The organism is Priestia sp. 53B2, from assembly GCF_056099005.1.
The window spans coordinates 947,509-962,530 of record NZ_JBLZXA010000020.1 but is presented as its reverse complement, the minus strand read 5'-3'; the positions used below and the strand labels follow the sequence as shown (position 1 = coordinate 962,530).

Here is a 15,022-nt window from a genome sequence, read left to right as displayed (position 1 = left end):
CTCTCCTTTATATCATCAATAATTTCTCTTGTTTCCTTTTTTGACGAATTCCCAGTCTGTTTCGATATTTTTTCTTACTCTTTGAACCAGCTTAAGAATGGTATCTGCTTCTTCCTGGGTAAAACCTTCTAATGCCACTTTATCCGAATAATCATTTTCTCTTTTTATAAACGGATATACGTTCTTCCCTTTTTCAGTGGGAAAAAGGTTTTTATTTTTTTTATTTTGAAGATCGTCTTTCTTTTCAATAAAACCATTCATTTCAAGCTTTTTTATAGCCCGAGCCGCTGTTGTTCGATCTACTTTTATCATTTCAGCTAACTTTTCTTGAATGATTCCTGGGTTTTCACATATTCGCACCAAATACAAATACTGCCCTTTTGTCAGGTCATATTCTTTAAATTCTATATTACTAATTGAATCTAATGCTCTTGCTATCATTCCAATTTCACGCAGAATTTCACTCATAAATATCTCCTTTATACATATTTTTGTTGCAAATACAATAAAAATAATATACATTTAATGTACCTTAAAATAGTTGCATTTGCAACAAAAAATAACAAAAAGGATGATGACAATGAAGTATGTTGTTTATGCAGGAGGAATTTTACTATTAACTCTTGGAATTGCTTTAACGATACAATCTAACCTAGGAGCTTCACCTTTTGATGCACTGTTAGTTGGATTGTCCCTAAACGTAGGTCTTAGCGTTGGAAGCTGGGAAATCATACTTGCCTGTATTTTAATTTGTGGTAATTCTCTTTTAAGCAGACAAAAGCCAGAAATACTAGGACTGTTAACAGCATTCATAACAGGGCTTGGTATTGATATATGGCTTTTTTTATTAAAGAATTGGATTACGTTCGAAAGTTGGTACAGCAAAGTATGTTGTTTCGGAATCGGTTTAATCATTATAGGAGTAGGAACCTCAGCCTATTTACATACAAATTTTGCACCTATTCCAATTGATCGCTTAACATTAATTATACAAAAACTAGCCAAAACCAATTTATTTCTTTCAAGAACATTTATTTACCTCACATTCTTACTAGCTGCAATGTTTTTAAACGGACCAATTGGTGTTGGAACGTTATTAACCGTGTGTTTAGGCGGCGTGTTGTTTAATTTTTTTATGCCCATTACTCAAAAAGCCGTAGACTGCATATTACCAAAATCTCATACTTCACAAAATCATAAGCGTTCCATTACATAACTGAAACGACCTCTGTCTAAATCATGAATTTTATATATAGTCATCATTAATAAACAGAAAGCGCACCTCCAGTCAGAGATCCGCTTTCTGCGTGTGATTATCCTATTTTTTTGCCTCAGCTTTAATAATAAAACGATGCTGTTTTATTATTAAAGCTGAGGCAAAAAAACCTTGAGACTCTATAATTTGATGGATATTATACAATCCGCCGATATGTGTTTTGATATCAAAATTAGGAACTTGCCAGGGAATTGCTTTTAGATAAAAAACTAGCGCCCCGATATCATAAAATCTCTGCACAGGAAACTCTTCTTTGCAAAAGATGATGTTAAAAGAATTTTGTTTAAGCTCTTCTATTGCTTTCTTTAAATTCCAATTAGAAAACTCTTCATTTATTGGAACCCCTATACACTCATTGATTCGCGAACAGTCTAACCCTCCCACTTGTTGCGTGAAAAACGTGCCTTCCTTTGACAAAATCCTTCTTACTTCCGAAGCACAAAAAGATTCGTGCTGGTTCAAAATTAAATCAAATGTATCATCTTTAAACGGTAAATTTGCGTCTTCCGTTCGTTCAACAACTGTGACACCAAGCGGCTCTAAACGTTTTTTAGCGATTGGAACGTTAGGTTTGTATCCTTCTGTAGCGTACATAACGTGAGGAAAAGGCTGTAACAAAGATAAAAATTCTCCTCCTCCTGTTCCCATATCTAAAGCGGCACGAGAGTCTTGGATAAGGTTCAAAGCCTCACTTCCGTATGACCACGAAAGCATGTCGCTATCCATACGACCAGTATGAGTAATAGCAGAAAAATCCCATCCAGTAAAATCAACATTTGTATTGTTTACGGCGTTTAAGAAATGTTTGTCCATTATCATGTTAAAATCCTCCTTTTAATAGTCAGTCAACACTAATCATCTATCCGAAACTAGTAAAAGGCGGACCACGGACATACAGACAGCGTTGTTATGTTTCAGGTGCTAACGTATTCACAATAACCGCTCCTTCATCCGAATTACTTATTTTTCATTTATTTGTCCATTCATATGTAATATCGGGCAGTTTCTCTTCATTTTCACATCCTCTTTTTATAATACTGAAGCCGTGATGCTCGTAAAATCGCTGGGCATTTTTATTTCGTTCAAATGTACGTAATGTTAATTTTCCATTTGATTCTGTTTTGGCTCTTTCAAGTAAATGTTGTCCGATTCCCCTTCTTTGATAATCTACATGAACGTACAGCTGGCTAATTTCGTCGGCGTTATAAGCAACCATTCCTACTATTTGTTCATCTATTAACGCTAATTCAATTTTATAGTGTGCTGACAGTATATACTTTAAAAAATAAACATGACGGTCAAAACTGTGCATTTCTTTTTGTCCAATCGCTTTTTCTTTACTATCCCTCCACATTTTTACCGTTGCCTCAGCAAATTGAAGATGACAGTGAACAATGTCAAATTTAAAATGGGCCATACATCTTCTCCTTATCTGTCATCATGCTATTTGTATTTTTAATACCGTTTTCTAAATATTCATGGGCTTGAAGCTTCTCAAAGTCTTGCTTTAATAAAGAATATATATAAATCATCAAATTTTCCACACGTAAATTCATAGCTTCTTAATAAAACTTCTTCTACAAAACCGTGTTTTTTTATTAAATTTTGTGAAGGAACATTAGCAGGCTCTATTAAAGCTTCAATTCTCCGTAAGTTAAAATGTGTAAACCCATATTTTATGATAGCGGCTAATGCCTCACTAGCAATTCCATTTCCCCAGTAGTCTCTAGCTAATTCATAACCAATTTCCGTACGGTAATGGTCATGAACTCGATTAAGAAACCCGCAGCTGCCAATAATGTCACCCTGTTCTTTAAGAGTAATACCCCATCTTATTCCAGATCTTTTGTTTAAGATTGATTTATACCACGCAATCTCATTTAAAGCATCCTCAACCGTTGTAAAAGGCTCTAGACCGCAGTGTTTCATTACTTCTTTATCTGATAGGTATTTCAAAATATTGCCTGCGTCTTCTGCTACAATTTCCCTTAGGATAAGCCTTTTTGTTTTAATTATGAGAAAATAATTTGACACCTGTACCTTCCCTCCTCTTATTCATTCATTAACTAAACGGAGCTTTTCTCACAGCTTTATCTAATTTAAATAAGCGTTAGTAAGGAATTTCTTTTATTATTACTGAATTCCTTTTTAATCCTAAATATTTGTCGAGAAATGAGTAAAAAAGCACCCATAACTTCATTTTTGAATCAGAACCGTCATTTATTTTATATTTGGTAATTCTAAAAATTAAAGGAATGAAAGCTAATAAGGAAGAATTCTTTTCTAACTAGTCTAAATGCGAAAATGAGGAGAAAAAGATGAAGCTGTATGGGGATTTTGAAAAAGAAGATTGGCTAAACGTATTAAAGCTATCAGAAAAAGAGCTGCCTAATGCATTCATTATTCATGGTGAGTGGGAATTCCAAGATAATATAAACTTATGGAATAAAATTTTATCTACTAATGTTCATATGCCTAAATGGAACACGGTAATAGGAAAGTTTAAAAGCAGAAATATAGGATTTGCAAATGTATACGGTAGTTCGATGGCATCAAACATTGTACATCAATTTGCCGGCAGCGGAACCGACTTATTTATTCAAACAGGATATTTTGGAGGCTTATCTTCTACTATACAATATGGTGATATCTTAATTGTATCTGCAGCACAAATGCAAGATGGGGTATCACACTGGTATTTACCAGAACAAACACTTGTAGAAGCTGACAAAGAGATAGTGGAAGCCGCCTGTAGATATTGTGAACAAAAAGGCTACAGCTATATAAAAGGGCATGTGGTCAGTATGGGTGCGATGCTTATTGAGACGCATGACATGGTAAAAGAATGGTCGCTTGCAGGTTTTCTCGGCGTGGATATGGAGACAGCTACCACTTTAGCCATTTCTCATAAATTTAATAAGCGCGCTGTCGGCTTATTAAATTTATCAGACCACCTTCTTCACGGCGATACTCTTTATTCGTATACAAAGGACAGAGAGTTAATAGAAAGTGAAACTGATAAAGCAATTCGCGATGTGGCTCTTTATTTAAGCAGTATATATTAGAATAGAACAAAACAAGATAACTGTGCAGTTATCTTGTTTTGTTCGTTTCATAGCTTTTCACACCTGAGGTCTATAGCTTGTGTATAAAGAGGAGCCTCTTTATTATCAGCATTTAAATTTTTATTTGTTTATTATTTAAACCGGCTTCCAACGTATCATACAGCGCTAATTTGTAATTAATTCGTTCTAAATGCAAGTAGGTTTGCGACATGTCTGCTTCCACTTTCTTTTTATGCTGAAGCATTATGTTTCTACGTTCGCTGATGGTACTTTCGCCTTTTTTATATGACTCTACATACTGCTTGATTTCAGCAAGAGGCATCCCTGTTGCGCGCAGTGCTAAAATAAACTTGACCCACTCGATATTCTGATCCGTGTATGAGCGCTGATCATGTTCATTTTGTTCAACAAACGGTAAAATGGCTTCCTTTTCGTAGTAGCGCAATGTAGACGCAGACAGCCCCGTTTTTTCTTGCATGTCTCTCACTCTCATTGTATAAGACATTAAGAAGCATTCAGCACCTTCTGCTCCTTTTTTCCTTTTTCTTTAATTAGTAAGACACCTAACAACCCCATCATTGAAAACAAAATAGGAATCATAAAAGCATAATGATACCCGATCTGCAGCGAGCGCTCAGGGAATAAATCAAGGACATTTCCGAAAATACTAGGTAATAATACGGCGCTTAAAAAACCTCCCATATTAGCAAAACCTGATACAACCCCTACTTCTTTTACTGAGAAAGATTGACGTACTACGGCAAATGTCAAAGCGCTTGCGCCGTTTCCAAAGCCGATGATAAAAAGCAAAATAACGACTAGCATGAAGGAAGGTTTCACTCCGGATAATAATAATCCAGTCCAGCTAAGCACTACAATAAAATGAACAAGTGAATAGATTTTTTTGATGGAGTTTAACCTGCTTGTTATCCAGCTGATTAAAGGTCCGCCAATCATAGCGCCAAACAGACCATACATGATAAGCTGACTTGCATCAGCGCGAGATAAATGGAACACATTCATTCCATAAGGAACTCCCCAAGAGCCAATAAAACCGATATATGTACCTACTACACCAAAATGACAAAGAAATGTTGCCCATGCTTGGCGAGTCGTCATTACCCTTCTTAGGATCGCCCATACGCTTTCTTGAGTCTTGGCAGAGGCTTTATTTGCTTTAGCATCATCTACAAATAATCGTTTAGGTTTTACGACTAAAACGACATAAAGCAGATAAGATACCGCCATTAAAACCAGACCTATGCTAAGAAAAGGAACTCTCCAGCCTGAAAAGGAAATCCACATAGATAAAGGCACCGTAGCTGATAATGAACCTACACTTCCTACCAGACCAATTAAACCTAACAGCTTTACAAATTCATTTCCTTTGAACCACTGACTTAAAATTAATACTAAATTGACAAAAATCATAGAGTCTCCGGTACCGACTAGCAAACGAGAGAAAATTAAGACATATTCGTTGGGAGACGTACTGTAGATGAGACTTCCTATTCCGGTTAAAAGCGATCCGATGATAAGAAATCGATTTGGACCGTATCGGTCAGAAAGTAAGCCAACAGGAATCTGAAGGCCTGCATACGCCAAAAATTGTATACTCGTCATCAGTCCTATAACGGACGCTGAAACGTGAAAATCTTTCATTAACTGTTCTGTAATAAGTCCAGGGGCTGTTCGTTGACTGACAATCAAATAATATGCTAATAAAGCGGTTCCAAAAACAACCCATCTGTAGCTACTTTCCTGTTTGTTCATTTTGACAGATCCTCTCGTGTATAATTTTTTCTGCGTAAAAATGTTAGTAGAAAACATTTAAGAGACGAAGATATTGGTAGAATGAAGGTCTTTTAAACAAATAAAGTGCCATTCCGGCAGCCTTTTTTTATCCTTGTTTTTCCTTTCTATTATAATTTTAAGTTTTTAAATGTTATTTTTCAATGAGGGATTTAATCTTGTAATATACCTTTTACAATTTTCTTTTCACTATTAGACATCCAAGTGAGAGTCAATCTCGTCATTTTTGGGTATAAAACAATTTAATAACAACCCATAAATAACCTATATCATACGAATTTTTTTCAAAAGCCCTTCTTTTAAAGTGTTTTAGCTCTTTAATAAGTTGGTATAAAACTTGCATGTTCATCTATGAACACTTATTAAAGGAGGAGAACTTTATGAAAAAAGCTAAACGTAAGAAAAATATTAAAAAGCAGGTCATCGCTATGGCACAAGCAGCTCATGGTTCTGCGCCAGATATCGCAGGTCTGAACATAGCAAACCCAACCGGTATTATCTCTTCAGCGGTCATGCTACTGAAATGGCTGGCTGAAAAACATGTAGATCGTAAACTTACAGAAGTGGCTACCACAGTAGAACACGCACTTTATCAAACACTCCAAGATGAAGTAAAAACAAAAGATTTAGGCGGACATGCCTCTACGTCGGAGTTTACAGAAGATATTTTAGAAAAAATAAAATCCCTGCAACATTAACAGCAATTTATCCATTCTATAGAGGTGATCATAATGAAAAAAAGAAAGATTATTATGGACTGTGATCCAGGTCATGATGATGCCATTGCAATTATTTTAGCTGCCGCACGACCAGAATTAGATATTTTAGCGATCACAACTGTTTCAGGAAACGCAGAAATAGAAAAAACGACAGTGAACGCTTTGAAAGTGTGTGATTTAGTATCTTTACATAACGTGGTTGTCTCAAAAGGAGCAAGCGAACCAATGATTCGCACGCGTGAAAACGCGCCTAGCATACACGGTGACTCAGGGTTAGATGGTCCTGAGTTCCCTCCTCTGTCCCGCAGCTGGAGTGACGAACATGGAGTAGATACAATTGTAAGAATCGTAAAAGAGTCAGAAGATCCCGTTACGCTTTTGCCCACCGGTCCTTTGACAAACATTGCCTTAGCTTTAATGAAAGCTCCAGAAATTAAAGAAAACATTGAAGAGATTATCCTTATGGGCGGTGGAACCTTCGGAAACTGGACGCCAACGGCTGAGTTTAATATTTGGGCAGATCCAGAAGCTGCTAAAAAAGTGTTTGATAGCAGCATCCCACTCGTAGTAATGGGGTTAGATATTACGCATCAAGCCGTTGCAACAGATAATGTTATTAACCAAGTGATGAACATTGATAATAACGTAGCAAAAAAAGTGGGTGAATTATTAGCATTTTTTAAATCTACTTATAAGGAAACGTTTGGCTTTGACGGCCCTCCCGTTCACGATGTATTGACCGTTGCTTATTGTATAGCTCCAGAACTATTTACGCTCAAAGAAGTTAATATTGTAGTAGAAACACGCGGAGAATACACGTCTGGAACAACTTCAGTTGATTTACTTGGAGTTACAGGAAGGAAAGCGAATGCGAAGTTTGGTTTAACCCTTGATGTGGATGGGTTTTGGGATCTGATGCTTGCAGCTCTTAAATCATATACAGCTTAGTAATGTTCATTTAGAAAATAAACTTTATAAACGAGAGGCAGCACCATAGCTGAATTGGTGACTTGCTGGTGCTGTCTTACGTTTATTCATACTATCTAGCTGTTCTTTTCGCTTTTTGATTGAGCATTACCGTAATGATTGAAGCGACAATAACATTTCCTTACTTTCTGTTTGCAACGCCCGTTAAAAAATTCAAAAACACGTGTACGCCTGCTTTCACGGTAATTTCTCTTACATCACGCAGCGGGTCTAGGCATACAATATCCATTGCTTGAACAAGCGGATGACTCCCCGCAGTGTATACTGCTTCAAACAACTCATCTGTCGTCATTCCGCCTGTCGTTCCTGCTGGAACTCCCGGTGCGTAAGCAATATCTAACACGTCCATATCAACTGTTAAATAAATTATATCTACCTCTTTACTCAGCTGTTTTAGTGCTTCTTTCACCGTATGAGCTATTCCCGCTTTTCTTGCTTGCAGTAACGTTACATAATGAACGCCTTTGCTATCTGCATATTCCTTTAACGATTTTGAGTTATAAAACCCGTGAAGTCCGATATTCCATACATGTCTTGCATCAATCGTGTTGCTTTCAATTAAATTTCGTATAGGTGTTCCGTTAGAAGGACCGTTATCTTCTAAGCTGCGTAAGTCAAAGTGCGTATCAAACTGTAAAATCCCTATCTTCTGTTCGGGATGTGACGCTTGCCATCCTTTTACTAACATAGCTGTAATAGAGTGGTCTCCTCCAAGCATAACAGGCAGCGCATGCGGATGATATTTCCGCATAGACATCATCGCTTCTTTTATATGCTGATGGGATTTCTCTATATCCGTTACATGCTGTTTAACGTCTCCTAAGTCTAAAACTGACAGGGAAGTTAAATCCGTATCATACTCAATATGATACGGGTTAAAGGATTTCCAGAGCTTCCTCATGGCCATTGGCGTCTCACTGGCTCCAGAAGCGCTAATGGAAGACCTTGAAAGAGGCACCCCTAAGACCGTAATATCTATTGGTGTAAAGTCAAAGTTGCTCCCATCTTCAACTGTTTGAATCCAGTCGCTTACTTTTGGGTCATGAGTGCTTTGACGCTGCCAGCAAAAAAGTGGACGATCAAGCTGTGGGTACGGATAGTTCATGCAAAACACCGCCTTCAACCACTACTTTTCCATCTTTTAATACCGTATCTACAAGATTTACCGCATAGTTATACTGCAGCGTTTGATAATTTGGAGCGTCAAATAGCACTAAATCGGCTTTTTTACCTACTTCAATGCTTCCGATTTGTTCCCCTTTGCAAATGGCGTGAGCTGCATTAATCGTACAGGCCGTTAACACTTCTGCTGGCGTCATCTTCATCGTTAAACAAGCTAAATTCATAATAAACGGCAGCGATTCCGTAGGAGAAGAACCCGGGTTTCGATCTGTTGATAAAGCAACAGGCACTCCTGCTTCGATTATTTTTCTAGCACGCGCCGGCTCTTCTATTAAAAAGAATGCAGTACCCGGCAGTAGGACGGCTATAACTCCACTTTCAGCCATTTGTTTAATTCCTTGATCCGATGCTTTTAGTAAATGATCCGCGGACACAGCTCCCACTTTAGCCGCTAATTCTGCACCGCCAAAAGAAACAATTTCATCAGCGTGGATTTTAGGTTTTAGTCCGTATGCTTTTCCAGCTTGTAAAATACGCTCTGACTGTTCAACTGTAAACACGCCTTCTTCACAAAACACATCACAAAACTCCGCTAGCTCTTCTTTTGCAACGATTGGTATCATTTCTTCGATAACAAGTTGAACAAACTCATCCCCATTTTCTTTGTACTCAACTGGCACCGCATGAGCTCCCATAAAAGTTGAAACAACATCTACTGGATGCTGTTCATTCAGTTTCTTCGCTACTTTTAATTGTTTGATTTCATCTTTAAGATTTAAACCGTACCCGCTTTTTGCTTCGACAGTTGTAACTCCGTACTGCAGAAATTTATTTAAACGTTTTGTAGATTGCTTGATTAGCTCCTCTTCTGTTGCTTGTCGTGTACTAACGGTTGTTTGTAAAATTCCTCCTCCCGCTTTTAAAATATCAATATACTTTGCTCCGTTTAAGCGCATTTCTAATTCTTTTTCACGACTGCCGCCAAACACAAGGTGAGTGTGGGGATCAATCAACCCAGGCGTTACAATTTTTCCTGAGGCATCAATTACATGAACCTGTTCCTGAATCTGTTCAAGATATTCCTGCGCTTTGACGTCAGGCCCAACAAATACAATTCTTCCATTTTTCACGAGTACGCTGCCGTTTTCAATGATGCCTAGCTCTGACATTTCTTCCGCTCGTCTAGGCTGACTTCCTCCTTTAATCGTAATGACTTGTGCAGCGCATTTGATATACGTAATAGTCATACGTATTCCTCCTTTTTTATTCATTTAACGCGGGAATTTGCATTCCTTTTTCTTTTGCAGTTTGAATGGCCTTATCATAGCCGGCGTCTACATGACGAACAACACCCATGCCTGGGTCTGTTGTTAAAACACGTTCTAGACGTTTGGCGGCATCTTCCGTCCCGTCTGCTACTACAACCATTCCAGCGTGAAGAGAATACCCCATACCGACTCCTCCTCCGTGGTGAACAGATACCCAGCTTGCGCCTGCTGCCGTATTGACTAATGCATTCAAAATAGGCCAGTCTGCTACTGCATCACTGCCATCTTTCATTGCTTCAGTCTCACGATTTGGCGAAGCCACAGAACCGGCATCTAGATGATCTCTGCCAATAACAATAGGCGCTGACAGCTCTCCGTTTGCTACCATGTCATTAATAATTTTTCCAAAGCGCGCTCTTTCTCCGTAGCCTAGCCAGCAGATACGAGCCGGCAATCCTTGAAACTCAATTTTTTCTCTCGCCATTTTAATCCAGTTGCAAAGATGCGTATTATCCGAAAACTCACGTAAAATGACTTCATCTGTTTTATAAATATCCTCTGGGTTTCCTGACAAAGCGACCCATCGAAACGGTCCTTTTCCTTCACAGAACTGTGGACGGATGTACGCTGGGACAAATCCCGGGAAATCAAATGCATTCGTGACACCTTCATCGAGCGCCACTTGGCGAATATTATTACCATAGTCAAAAGCAACCGCGCCTTTTCTTTGCATCTCTAATATGGCTTGAACGTGAATAGCCATACTTGCTTTTGATTGTTTTATATATTCATTTGGATTTGTATTCCGCAATCTTTCTCCTTCTGCTAAGCTGACTCCAATCGGCAAATATCCGTTAAGCGGATCATGTGCCGATGTTTGATCTGTCACAACATCTGGGATAAATCCTCGCTTTATCATCTCAGGAAGAATCTCGGCTGCATTTCCAACTAATCCAATGGAAAGCGCTTTGCCCAATCTTTTTGCATCTTCAGCTAACGTGATGGCTTCAGCTACGCTTTCGACTACCGTATCGCAATACTTTGTTTCGATACGTTTTTCAATACGGGTGCGATCAACATCAATTCCAATTACAACGCCGCCTGCCATCGTAACGGCTAGTGGCTGTGCACCTCCCATTCCTCCTAATCCAGCTGTTACCGTAATCGTTCCTTTCAAACTTCCGTTAAAATGCTGGTTGGCACACTCAGCAAATGTTTCATACGTTCCTTGAACAATGCCTTGGCTTCCGATATAAATCCAGCTTCCTGCAGTCATTTGCCCGTACATCATGAGCCCTTTTTTATCGAGCTCATGGAACGTCTCCCAATTCGCAAAAGCAGGAACAAGATTTGAATTTGCTAATAAAACACGCGGCGCATCACTGTGTGTTTTAAAAACCGCAACCGGCTTGCCAGACTGTATGAGAAGCGTTTCATCTTCTTCTAATTCTTTTAACGTATCTACAATACGATCGAACGCCTCCCAGTTACGGGCTGCTTTTCCGATCCCTCCGTATACGACTAACTTTTTCGGATGCTCGGCTACTTCGGAATCTAAATTGTTTAGAAGCATACGAAGAGCAGCTTCTTGTACCCAGCCTTTTGTCGTTAGTTCTGTTCCACGAGGTGCTTTTATTCCACTTTGTTTTGTCTCCATTTTGTTTTCCTCCTCTATAAAAATGAAAAACTGTTAAACTAACTTTTTATTACAGCGCTAGTTCATAATTAGTATCTTGCACAAAAGTTTTGAAATCAGCTGCTAACGCCTCAATATCACGCGAGAAAATTCGATCTTTAATAATGGTTGGTACGGTTTTTCTAATTCTTGAATAAATTTTTCTTGTTTCTGAAGCAAGTTTATCCACTCCTTGAATATCGGCTGCTTGAGCCGCACAAATTGCTTCAATCGATAGAACTCTTCGTGTATTTTGGATAATTTGATAAGCATGACGTGCAGCAGTCGTTCCCATGCTGACATGATCTTCTTGATTTGCTGAAGATGGGATAGAATCAACACTTGATGGATGCGCTAATACTTTATTTTCGGAAACTAATGAAGCTGCAGCGTATTGAGTAATCATGAGTCCGGACTCTAAACCTGGATCTGCACTTAAAAATGCGGGCAGCCCGCTAAGCTGAGGGTTTACTATTCGTTCAATGCGCCGTTCAGAAATATTCCCAAGCTCCGCCATTGCAATCCCTAGAAAATCCATAGCAAACGCAATGGGCTGCCCGTGAAAATTCCCTCCAGAAATTACTTTGCCGCTGTCAGCAAAGATGAGCGGGTTATCAGTTGCTGAATTAATCTCAATTAAAAGCTTTTCTTTTACATAATTTAAAACTTGATAAATAGCACCATGAACTTGAGGAATACAGCGCAGTGAATAAGCATCTTGCACTCTTATTTGACCTTGAGAAGTAGTTAATTGACTGCCTTCTAAGTACGAAAGAATTCGGGCAGCTACCTGCTGTTGTTCGCGATAAGGTCTTACTGCATGAGACTCGGGCATGAATGCTTCTACAATACCTTGCAGACCTTCTAATGTTAGTGCTGCAATTCCGTCCGCAAGATCAGCGAGCTTTTGAGCTTCAAGATACGAAACTACTCCTACTGCCGTCATTGCCTGAGTGCCGTTAATCAAAGCTAGCCCTTCTTTCGCCTGTAATTGTATAGGTTCAAGCCCCGCTAGCTTTAAAGCTTCTTCTCCTTGCATTCGCTGACCATTATATACAGCTTCCCCTTCTCCAACTAGCAGCAGCGCTAGATGTGATAATGGAGCTAAGTCACCGCTAGCTCCAAGCGAACCTTGACTCGGGATAACCGGCACTACGTTTTGGTTTAAGCAATCGATAAGAAGCTGCAAGGTTTCCAGTCGTATGCCTGAATACCCTTTAGCTAATGCGTTCGCTCGTAAAAGCAGCATGACTCTGCTTACTTCTAACGAGAATGGTTCTCCTAGTCCGCAGGCATGACTGCGAATTAGGTTAATCTGCAGATCAGCTAAGTCTGTTTTTGAAATAACCGTATCGCTAAATTTTCCAAATCCCGTATTGACTCCGTAAATTACGTTGTTGTTCGTAATACTCTCTTCAACTAATGTTCTGCTTTTTTGTATATGTTCAACTGCGTGATCGCTAATTTTCACGGAGTATCCTTGGTAAATAACTTTGTAAATTTGGTCGAACGTCAGTAAATTTCCATCAATTTGAATAAACATCATACCCGCTCCCTTGTTAAACTGTAGACTACCTTTTCTTTTTGAACACAAAAAGGGGCTATATCAAAGAGGAAACAAGCTCCTTTTGATATAGCCCCCTATAAACTAACCTACTTACACTCTGGGCTTTTATTAATAATCAGTATTTCACTTATACATACAATCGCTAAATCACTAAATCACTATACACTTTAAGCTGTACAACTTAAAGCAACTAGGGTACCTACACTAAGTATTACGCTGAATTAATCATTTGTCAATTATTTTTTAAGAAAATTTTAAATAATCTGAAACAAACTCATTATTTCTTATAGCAGCGATGATTCACGGCTGCACCATTTTATTTTTCAAACGTTATCGGACGTTCATGTCACTTGGGTGCGGACCTTTGCGGCGATTGCTGTTTAACCCATTAATCTCTGCCATATCATCGGCAGTGAGTTCAAAATCAAACACGTTAAAGTTTTCTTCTATTCTAGACGGTGTAACTGATTTAGGGATGACAATTGTGTTGTTCTGTAAGTGCCAGCGCAATACAACTTGAGCCGGAGTTTTGCTATGTACTTCAGCAATTTTTTGAATAATCTCGTCTTGTAACACTTCTCCTCCTTGATCAAGAGGGCTCCATGCTTCCACGAAAATATTATGTTTGGCGCAAAACTCTTTTAATTCATTTTGAGCAAGATACGGATGGCACTCAATTTGGTTTAAAACAGGCGTTACGTCACATTCATTTAACAAGCGCTCCAAATGCTCAATTTCAAAGTTGCAGACGCCAATTGCTTTTACTTTTCCATCGTGATAAAGCTTTTCTAATGCTTTATACGTCTCCACATACTCATCATATTGAGGAGTAGGCCAGTGAATCAAATATAAATCGACATAATCAAGTCCTAATCGTTCTAAGCTTTCATCAAACGCACGTAGTGCATTTTCATAGCCTTGGTCGCTGTTCCAAACTTTTGTTGTAATAAACAGCTCTTCCCGAGGAACAGAAGATTCTTTAATCGCTTGACCTACTCCTTCTTCATTTTTATAAATCATAGCTGTGTCAATAGAGGTATATCCAACTTCAATTGCTTTTGACACTGCAGCTGCTGCTTGGTTGTCTTCTACTTGCCATACGCCAAATCCAAGCTGAGGCATTTTTAAACCGTTGTTTAATGTGACAATATTCATTTTACATGTCTCCTTTTTTGTTAAAAAGTTCAAGGTTTTAATGATGGTGCCAGCCGATCAGCATAGCAACCTGGCTCATTATAATGCCGACTGGGATTCCTATAATCATGGCTCCAAATCGAAATTTAAAAGACCATGCGCGCGGCACAAGGGAAAACAAATAAATCATACTCATCGTTGCCATACATGTACTGCTAAAGAAACTGACGACAGTGTGTAAATTTGGCATTCCTTCTCCTCATTTCACTAGAACGTTTGCGCCTTTTCAATTTCATCATTTATCTTTTGTTCTAATGCCTATGTTTTCGCAGCCGACATAGTTACATTCGTCAAAGGGTTCCGTAATCCTGCTTCAATAAGCTAAAAATACTTTACC

Annotated in this window: 15 protein-coding genes and 1 pseudogene; 4 read left to right on the top strand and 12 right to left on the bottom strand. The window is 38.6% G+C overall.

All coding sequences use genetic code 11. The features are described from left to right. Positions 1-15: 15 nt before the first annotated feature. Positions 16-468, bottom strand: a complete 453-nt coding sequence (locus tag ACN6NE_RS19005; RefSeq protein ID WP_129707470.1) for a MarR family winged helix-turn-helix transcriptional regulator — start codon at positions 466-468, stop codon at positions 16-18. 112 nt (positions 469-580) lie between these two features. Between ACN6NE_RS19005 and ACN6NE_RS19000 the strand changes: the two genes are divergently transcribed. Next, on the top strand, positions 581-1,216 hold the full coding sequence (locus tag ACN6NE_RS19000; RefSeq protein ID WP_129707467.1) for a YczE/YyaS/YitT family protein: 636 nt from the start codon (positions 581-583) through the stop codon (positions 1,214-1,216). 102 nt (positions 1,217-1,318) lie between these two features. On the opposite strand, the gene ACN6NE_RS18995 is transcribed toward ACN6NE_RS19000, so the two are convergent. The 3 genes and pseudogenes from ACN6NE_RS18995 to ACN6NE_RS18985 all read right to left on the bottom strand — a co-directional run bounded on the left by ACN6NE_RS18995 (position 1,319) and on the right by ACN6NE_RS18985 (position 3,310). Next, on the bottom strand, positions 1,319-2,095 hold the full coding sequence (locus tag ACN6NE_RS18995) for a class I SAM-dependent methyltransferase (RefSeq protein WP_474326541.1): 777 nt from the start codon (positions 2,093-2,095) through the stop codon (positions 1,319-1,321). A 148-nt stretch (positions 2,096-2,243) separates the two neighbouring features. Then, positions 2,244-2,693: a GNAT family N-acetyltransferase gene (locus ACN6NE_RS18990; RefSeq protein ID WP_474326539.1), complete on the bottom strand. Its 450-nt coding sequence runs from the start codon at positions 2,691-2,693 to the stop codon at positions 2,244-2,246. Further along, positions 2,680-3,310: pseudogene (locus ACN6NE_RS18985) on the bottom strand (GNAT family N-acetyltransferase). Before ACN6NE_RS18985 ends, ACN6NE_RS18990 begins: the two are co-directional and overlap by 14 nt. Positions 3,311-3,594: 284 nt before the next feature. Here ACN6NE_RS18985 and ACN6NE_RS18980 point away from each other — a divergent pair. After that, the gene (locus tag ACN6NE_RS18980) at positions 3,595-4,341 is read left to right on the top strand and encodes a phosphorylase family protein (RefSeq protein WP_474326536.1); all 747 of its coding nucleotides are present in this window, start codon (positions 3,595-3,597) and stop codon (positions 4,339-4,341) included. 112 nt (positions 4,342-4,453) lie between these two features. Here ACN6NE_RS18980 and ACN6NE_RS18975 read toward each other — a convergent pair whose 3' ends face one another. Together ACN6NE_RS18975 and ACN6NE_RS18970 are read right to left on the bottom strand one after the other, a co-directional pair. Further along, the gene (locus tag ACN6NE_RS18975; RefSeq protein WP_474326534.1) at positions 4,454-4,846 is read right to left on the bottom strand and encodes a MerR family transcriptional regulator; all 393 of its coding nucleotides are present in this window, start codon (positions 4,844-4,846) and stop codon (positions 4,454-4,456) included. Then, positions 4,846-6,114: an MFS transporter gene (locus tag ACN6NE_RS18970; protein WP_474326531.1), complete on the bottom strand. Its 1,269-nt coding sequence runs from the start codon at positions 6,112-6,114 to the stop codon at positions 4,846-4,848. The genes ACN6NE_RS18975 and ACN6NE_RS18970 overlap by 1 nt, the downstream gene beginning before the upstream one ends. Positions 6,115-6,533: 419 nt before the next feature. Between ACN6NE_RS18970 and ACN6NE_RS18965 the strand changes: the two genes are divergently transcribed. Together ACN6NE_RS18965 and ACN6NE_RS18960 are read left to right on the top strand one after the other, a co-directional pair. Then, positions 6,534-6,851: an isocitrate/isopropylmalate family dehydrogenase gene (locus ACN6NE_RS18965; protein ID WP_438616520.1), complete on the top strand. Its 318-nt coding sequence runs from the start codon at positions 6,534-6,536 to the stop codon at positions 6,849-6,851. Between the two features lie 33 nt (positions 6,852-6,884). Beyond that, positions 6,885-7,820 carry a nucleoside hydrolase gene (locus ACN6NE_RS18960; RefSeq protein WP_129707461.1) on the top strand — a complete coding sequence of 312 codons (936 nt, stop codon included), beginning with the start codon at positions 6,885-6,887 and terminating at the stop codon, positions 7,818-7,820. A gap of 160 nt (positions 7,821-7,980) precedes the next feature. On the opposite strand, the gene ACN6NE_RS18955 is transcribed toward ACN6NE_RS18960, so the two are convergent. From ACN6NE_RS18955 to ACN6NE_RS18930, 6 genes are all read right to left on the bottom strand, one after another. Then, positions 7,981-8,964 carry an agmatinase family protein gene (locus tag ACN6NE_RS18955; RefSeq protein ID WP_129707459.1) on the bottom strand — a complete coding sequence of 328 codons (984 nt, stop codon included), beginning with the start codon at positions 8,962-8,964 and terminating at the stop codon, positions 7,981-7,983. Continuing rightward, positions 8,939-10,228 carry an imidazolonepropionase gene (hutI, locus tag ACN6NE_RS18950; protein ID WP_129707457.1) on the bottom strand — a complete coding sequence of 430 codons (1,290 nt, stop codon included), beginning with the start codon at positions 10,226-10,228 and terminating at the stop codon, positions 8,939-8,941. Before hutI ends, ACN6NE_RS18955 begins: the two co-directional genes overlap by 26 nt. A gap of 16 nt (positions 10,229-10,244) precedes the next feature. Further along, entirely contained in the window at positions 10,245-11,906 is a 1,662-nt protein-coding gene (gene hutU / locus ACN6NE_RS18945; protein ID WP_474326527.1) for a urocanate hydratase, read from the bottom strand. 49 nt (positions 11,907-11,955) lie between these two features. Beyond that, a complete protein-coding gene (gene hutH / locus ACN6NE_RS18940) occupies positions 11,956-13,467 on the bottom strand; it encodes a histidine ammonia-lyase (RefSeq protein ID WP_474326667.1) in 1,512 nt (503 codons plus the stop codon). Between the two features lie 354 nt (positions 13,468-13,821). Continuing rightward, positions 13,822-14,646, bottom strand: a complete 825-nt coding sequence (locus ACN6NE_RS18935) for an aldo/keto reductase (protein ID WP_129707453.1) — start codon at positions 14,644-14,646, stop codon at positions 13,822-13,824. A gap of 37 nt (positions 14,647-14,683) precedes the next feature. Further along, on the bottom strand, positions 14,684-14,875 hold the full coding sequence (locus ACN6NE_RS18930) for a hypothetical protein (RefSeq protein ID WP_474326523.1): 192 nt from the start codon (positions 14,873-14,875) through the stop codon (positions 14,684-14,686). Between the last annotated feature and the right edge of the window lie 147 nt (positions 14,876-15,022).

Excerpts from the sequence above, each read along its gene's own strand:
- hutU (WP_474326527.1), bottom strand. The coding sequence starts at position 11,906 with ATGGAGACAAAACAAAGTGGAATAAAAGCACCTCGTGGAACAGAACTA.
- ACN6NE_RS19005 (WP_129707470.1), bottom strand. The coding sequence starts at position 468 with ATGAGTGAAATTCTGCGTGAAATTGGAATGATAGCAAGAGCATTAGAT.
- ACN6NE_RS18970 (WP_474326531.1), bottom strand. The coding sequence starts at position 6,114 with ATGAACAAACAGGAAAGTAGCTACAGATGGGTTGTTTTTGGAACCGCT.
- hutI (WP_129707457.1), bottom strand. The coding sequence starts at position 10,228 with ATGACTATTACGTATATCAAATGCGCTGCACAAGTCATTACGATTAAA.
- hutH (WP_474326667.1), bottom strand. The coding sequence starts at position 13,467 with ATGTTTATTCAAATTGATGGAAATTTACTGACGTTCGACCAAATTTAC.
- ACN6NE_RS18960 (WP_129707461.1), top strand. The coding sequence starts at position 6,885 with ATGAAAAAAAGAAAGATTATTATGGACTGTGATCCAGGTCATGATGAT.
- ACN6NE_RS18980 (WP_474326536.1), top strand. The coding sequence starts at position 3,595 with ATGAAGCTGTATGGGGATTTTGAAAAAGAAGATTGGCTAAACGTATTA.
- ACN6NE_RS18965 (WP_438616520.1), top strand. The coding sequence starts at position 6,534 with ATGAAAAAAGCTAAACGTAAGAAAAATATTAAAAAGCAGGTCATCGCT.
- ACN6NE_RS19000 (WP_129707467.1), top strand. The coding sequence starts at position 581 with ATGAAGTATGTTGTTTATGCAGGAGGAATTTTACTATTAACTCTTGGA.
- ACN6NE_RS18935 (WP_129707453.1), bottom strand. The coding sequence starts at position 14,646 with ATGAATATTGTCACATTAAACAACGGTTTAAAAATGCCTCAGCTTGGA.
- ACN6NE_RS18975 (WP_474326534.1), bottom strand. The coding sequence starts at position 4,846 with ATGTCTTATACAATGAGAGTGAGAGACATGCAAGAAAAAACGGGGCTG.
- ACN6NE_RS18995 (WP_474326541.1), bottom strand. The coding sequence starts at position 2,095 with ATGATAATGGACAAACATTTCTTAAACGCCGTAAACAATACAAATGTT.
- ACN6NE_RS18955 (WP_129707459.1), bottom strand. The coding sequence starts at position 8,964 with ATGAACTATCCGTACCCACAGCTTGATCGTCCACTTTTTTGCTGGCAG.
- ACN6NE_RS18990 (WP_474326539.1), bottom strand. The coding sequence starts at position 2,693 with ATGGCCCATTTTAAATTTGACATTGTTCACTGTCATCTTCAATTTGCT.
- ACN6NE_RS18930 (WP_474326523.1), bottom strand. The coding sequence starts at position 14,875 with ATGCCAAATTTACACACTGTCGTCAGTTTCTTTAGCAGTACATGTATG.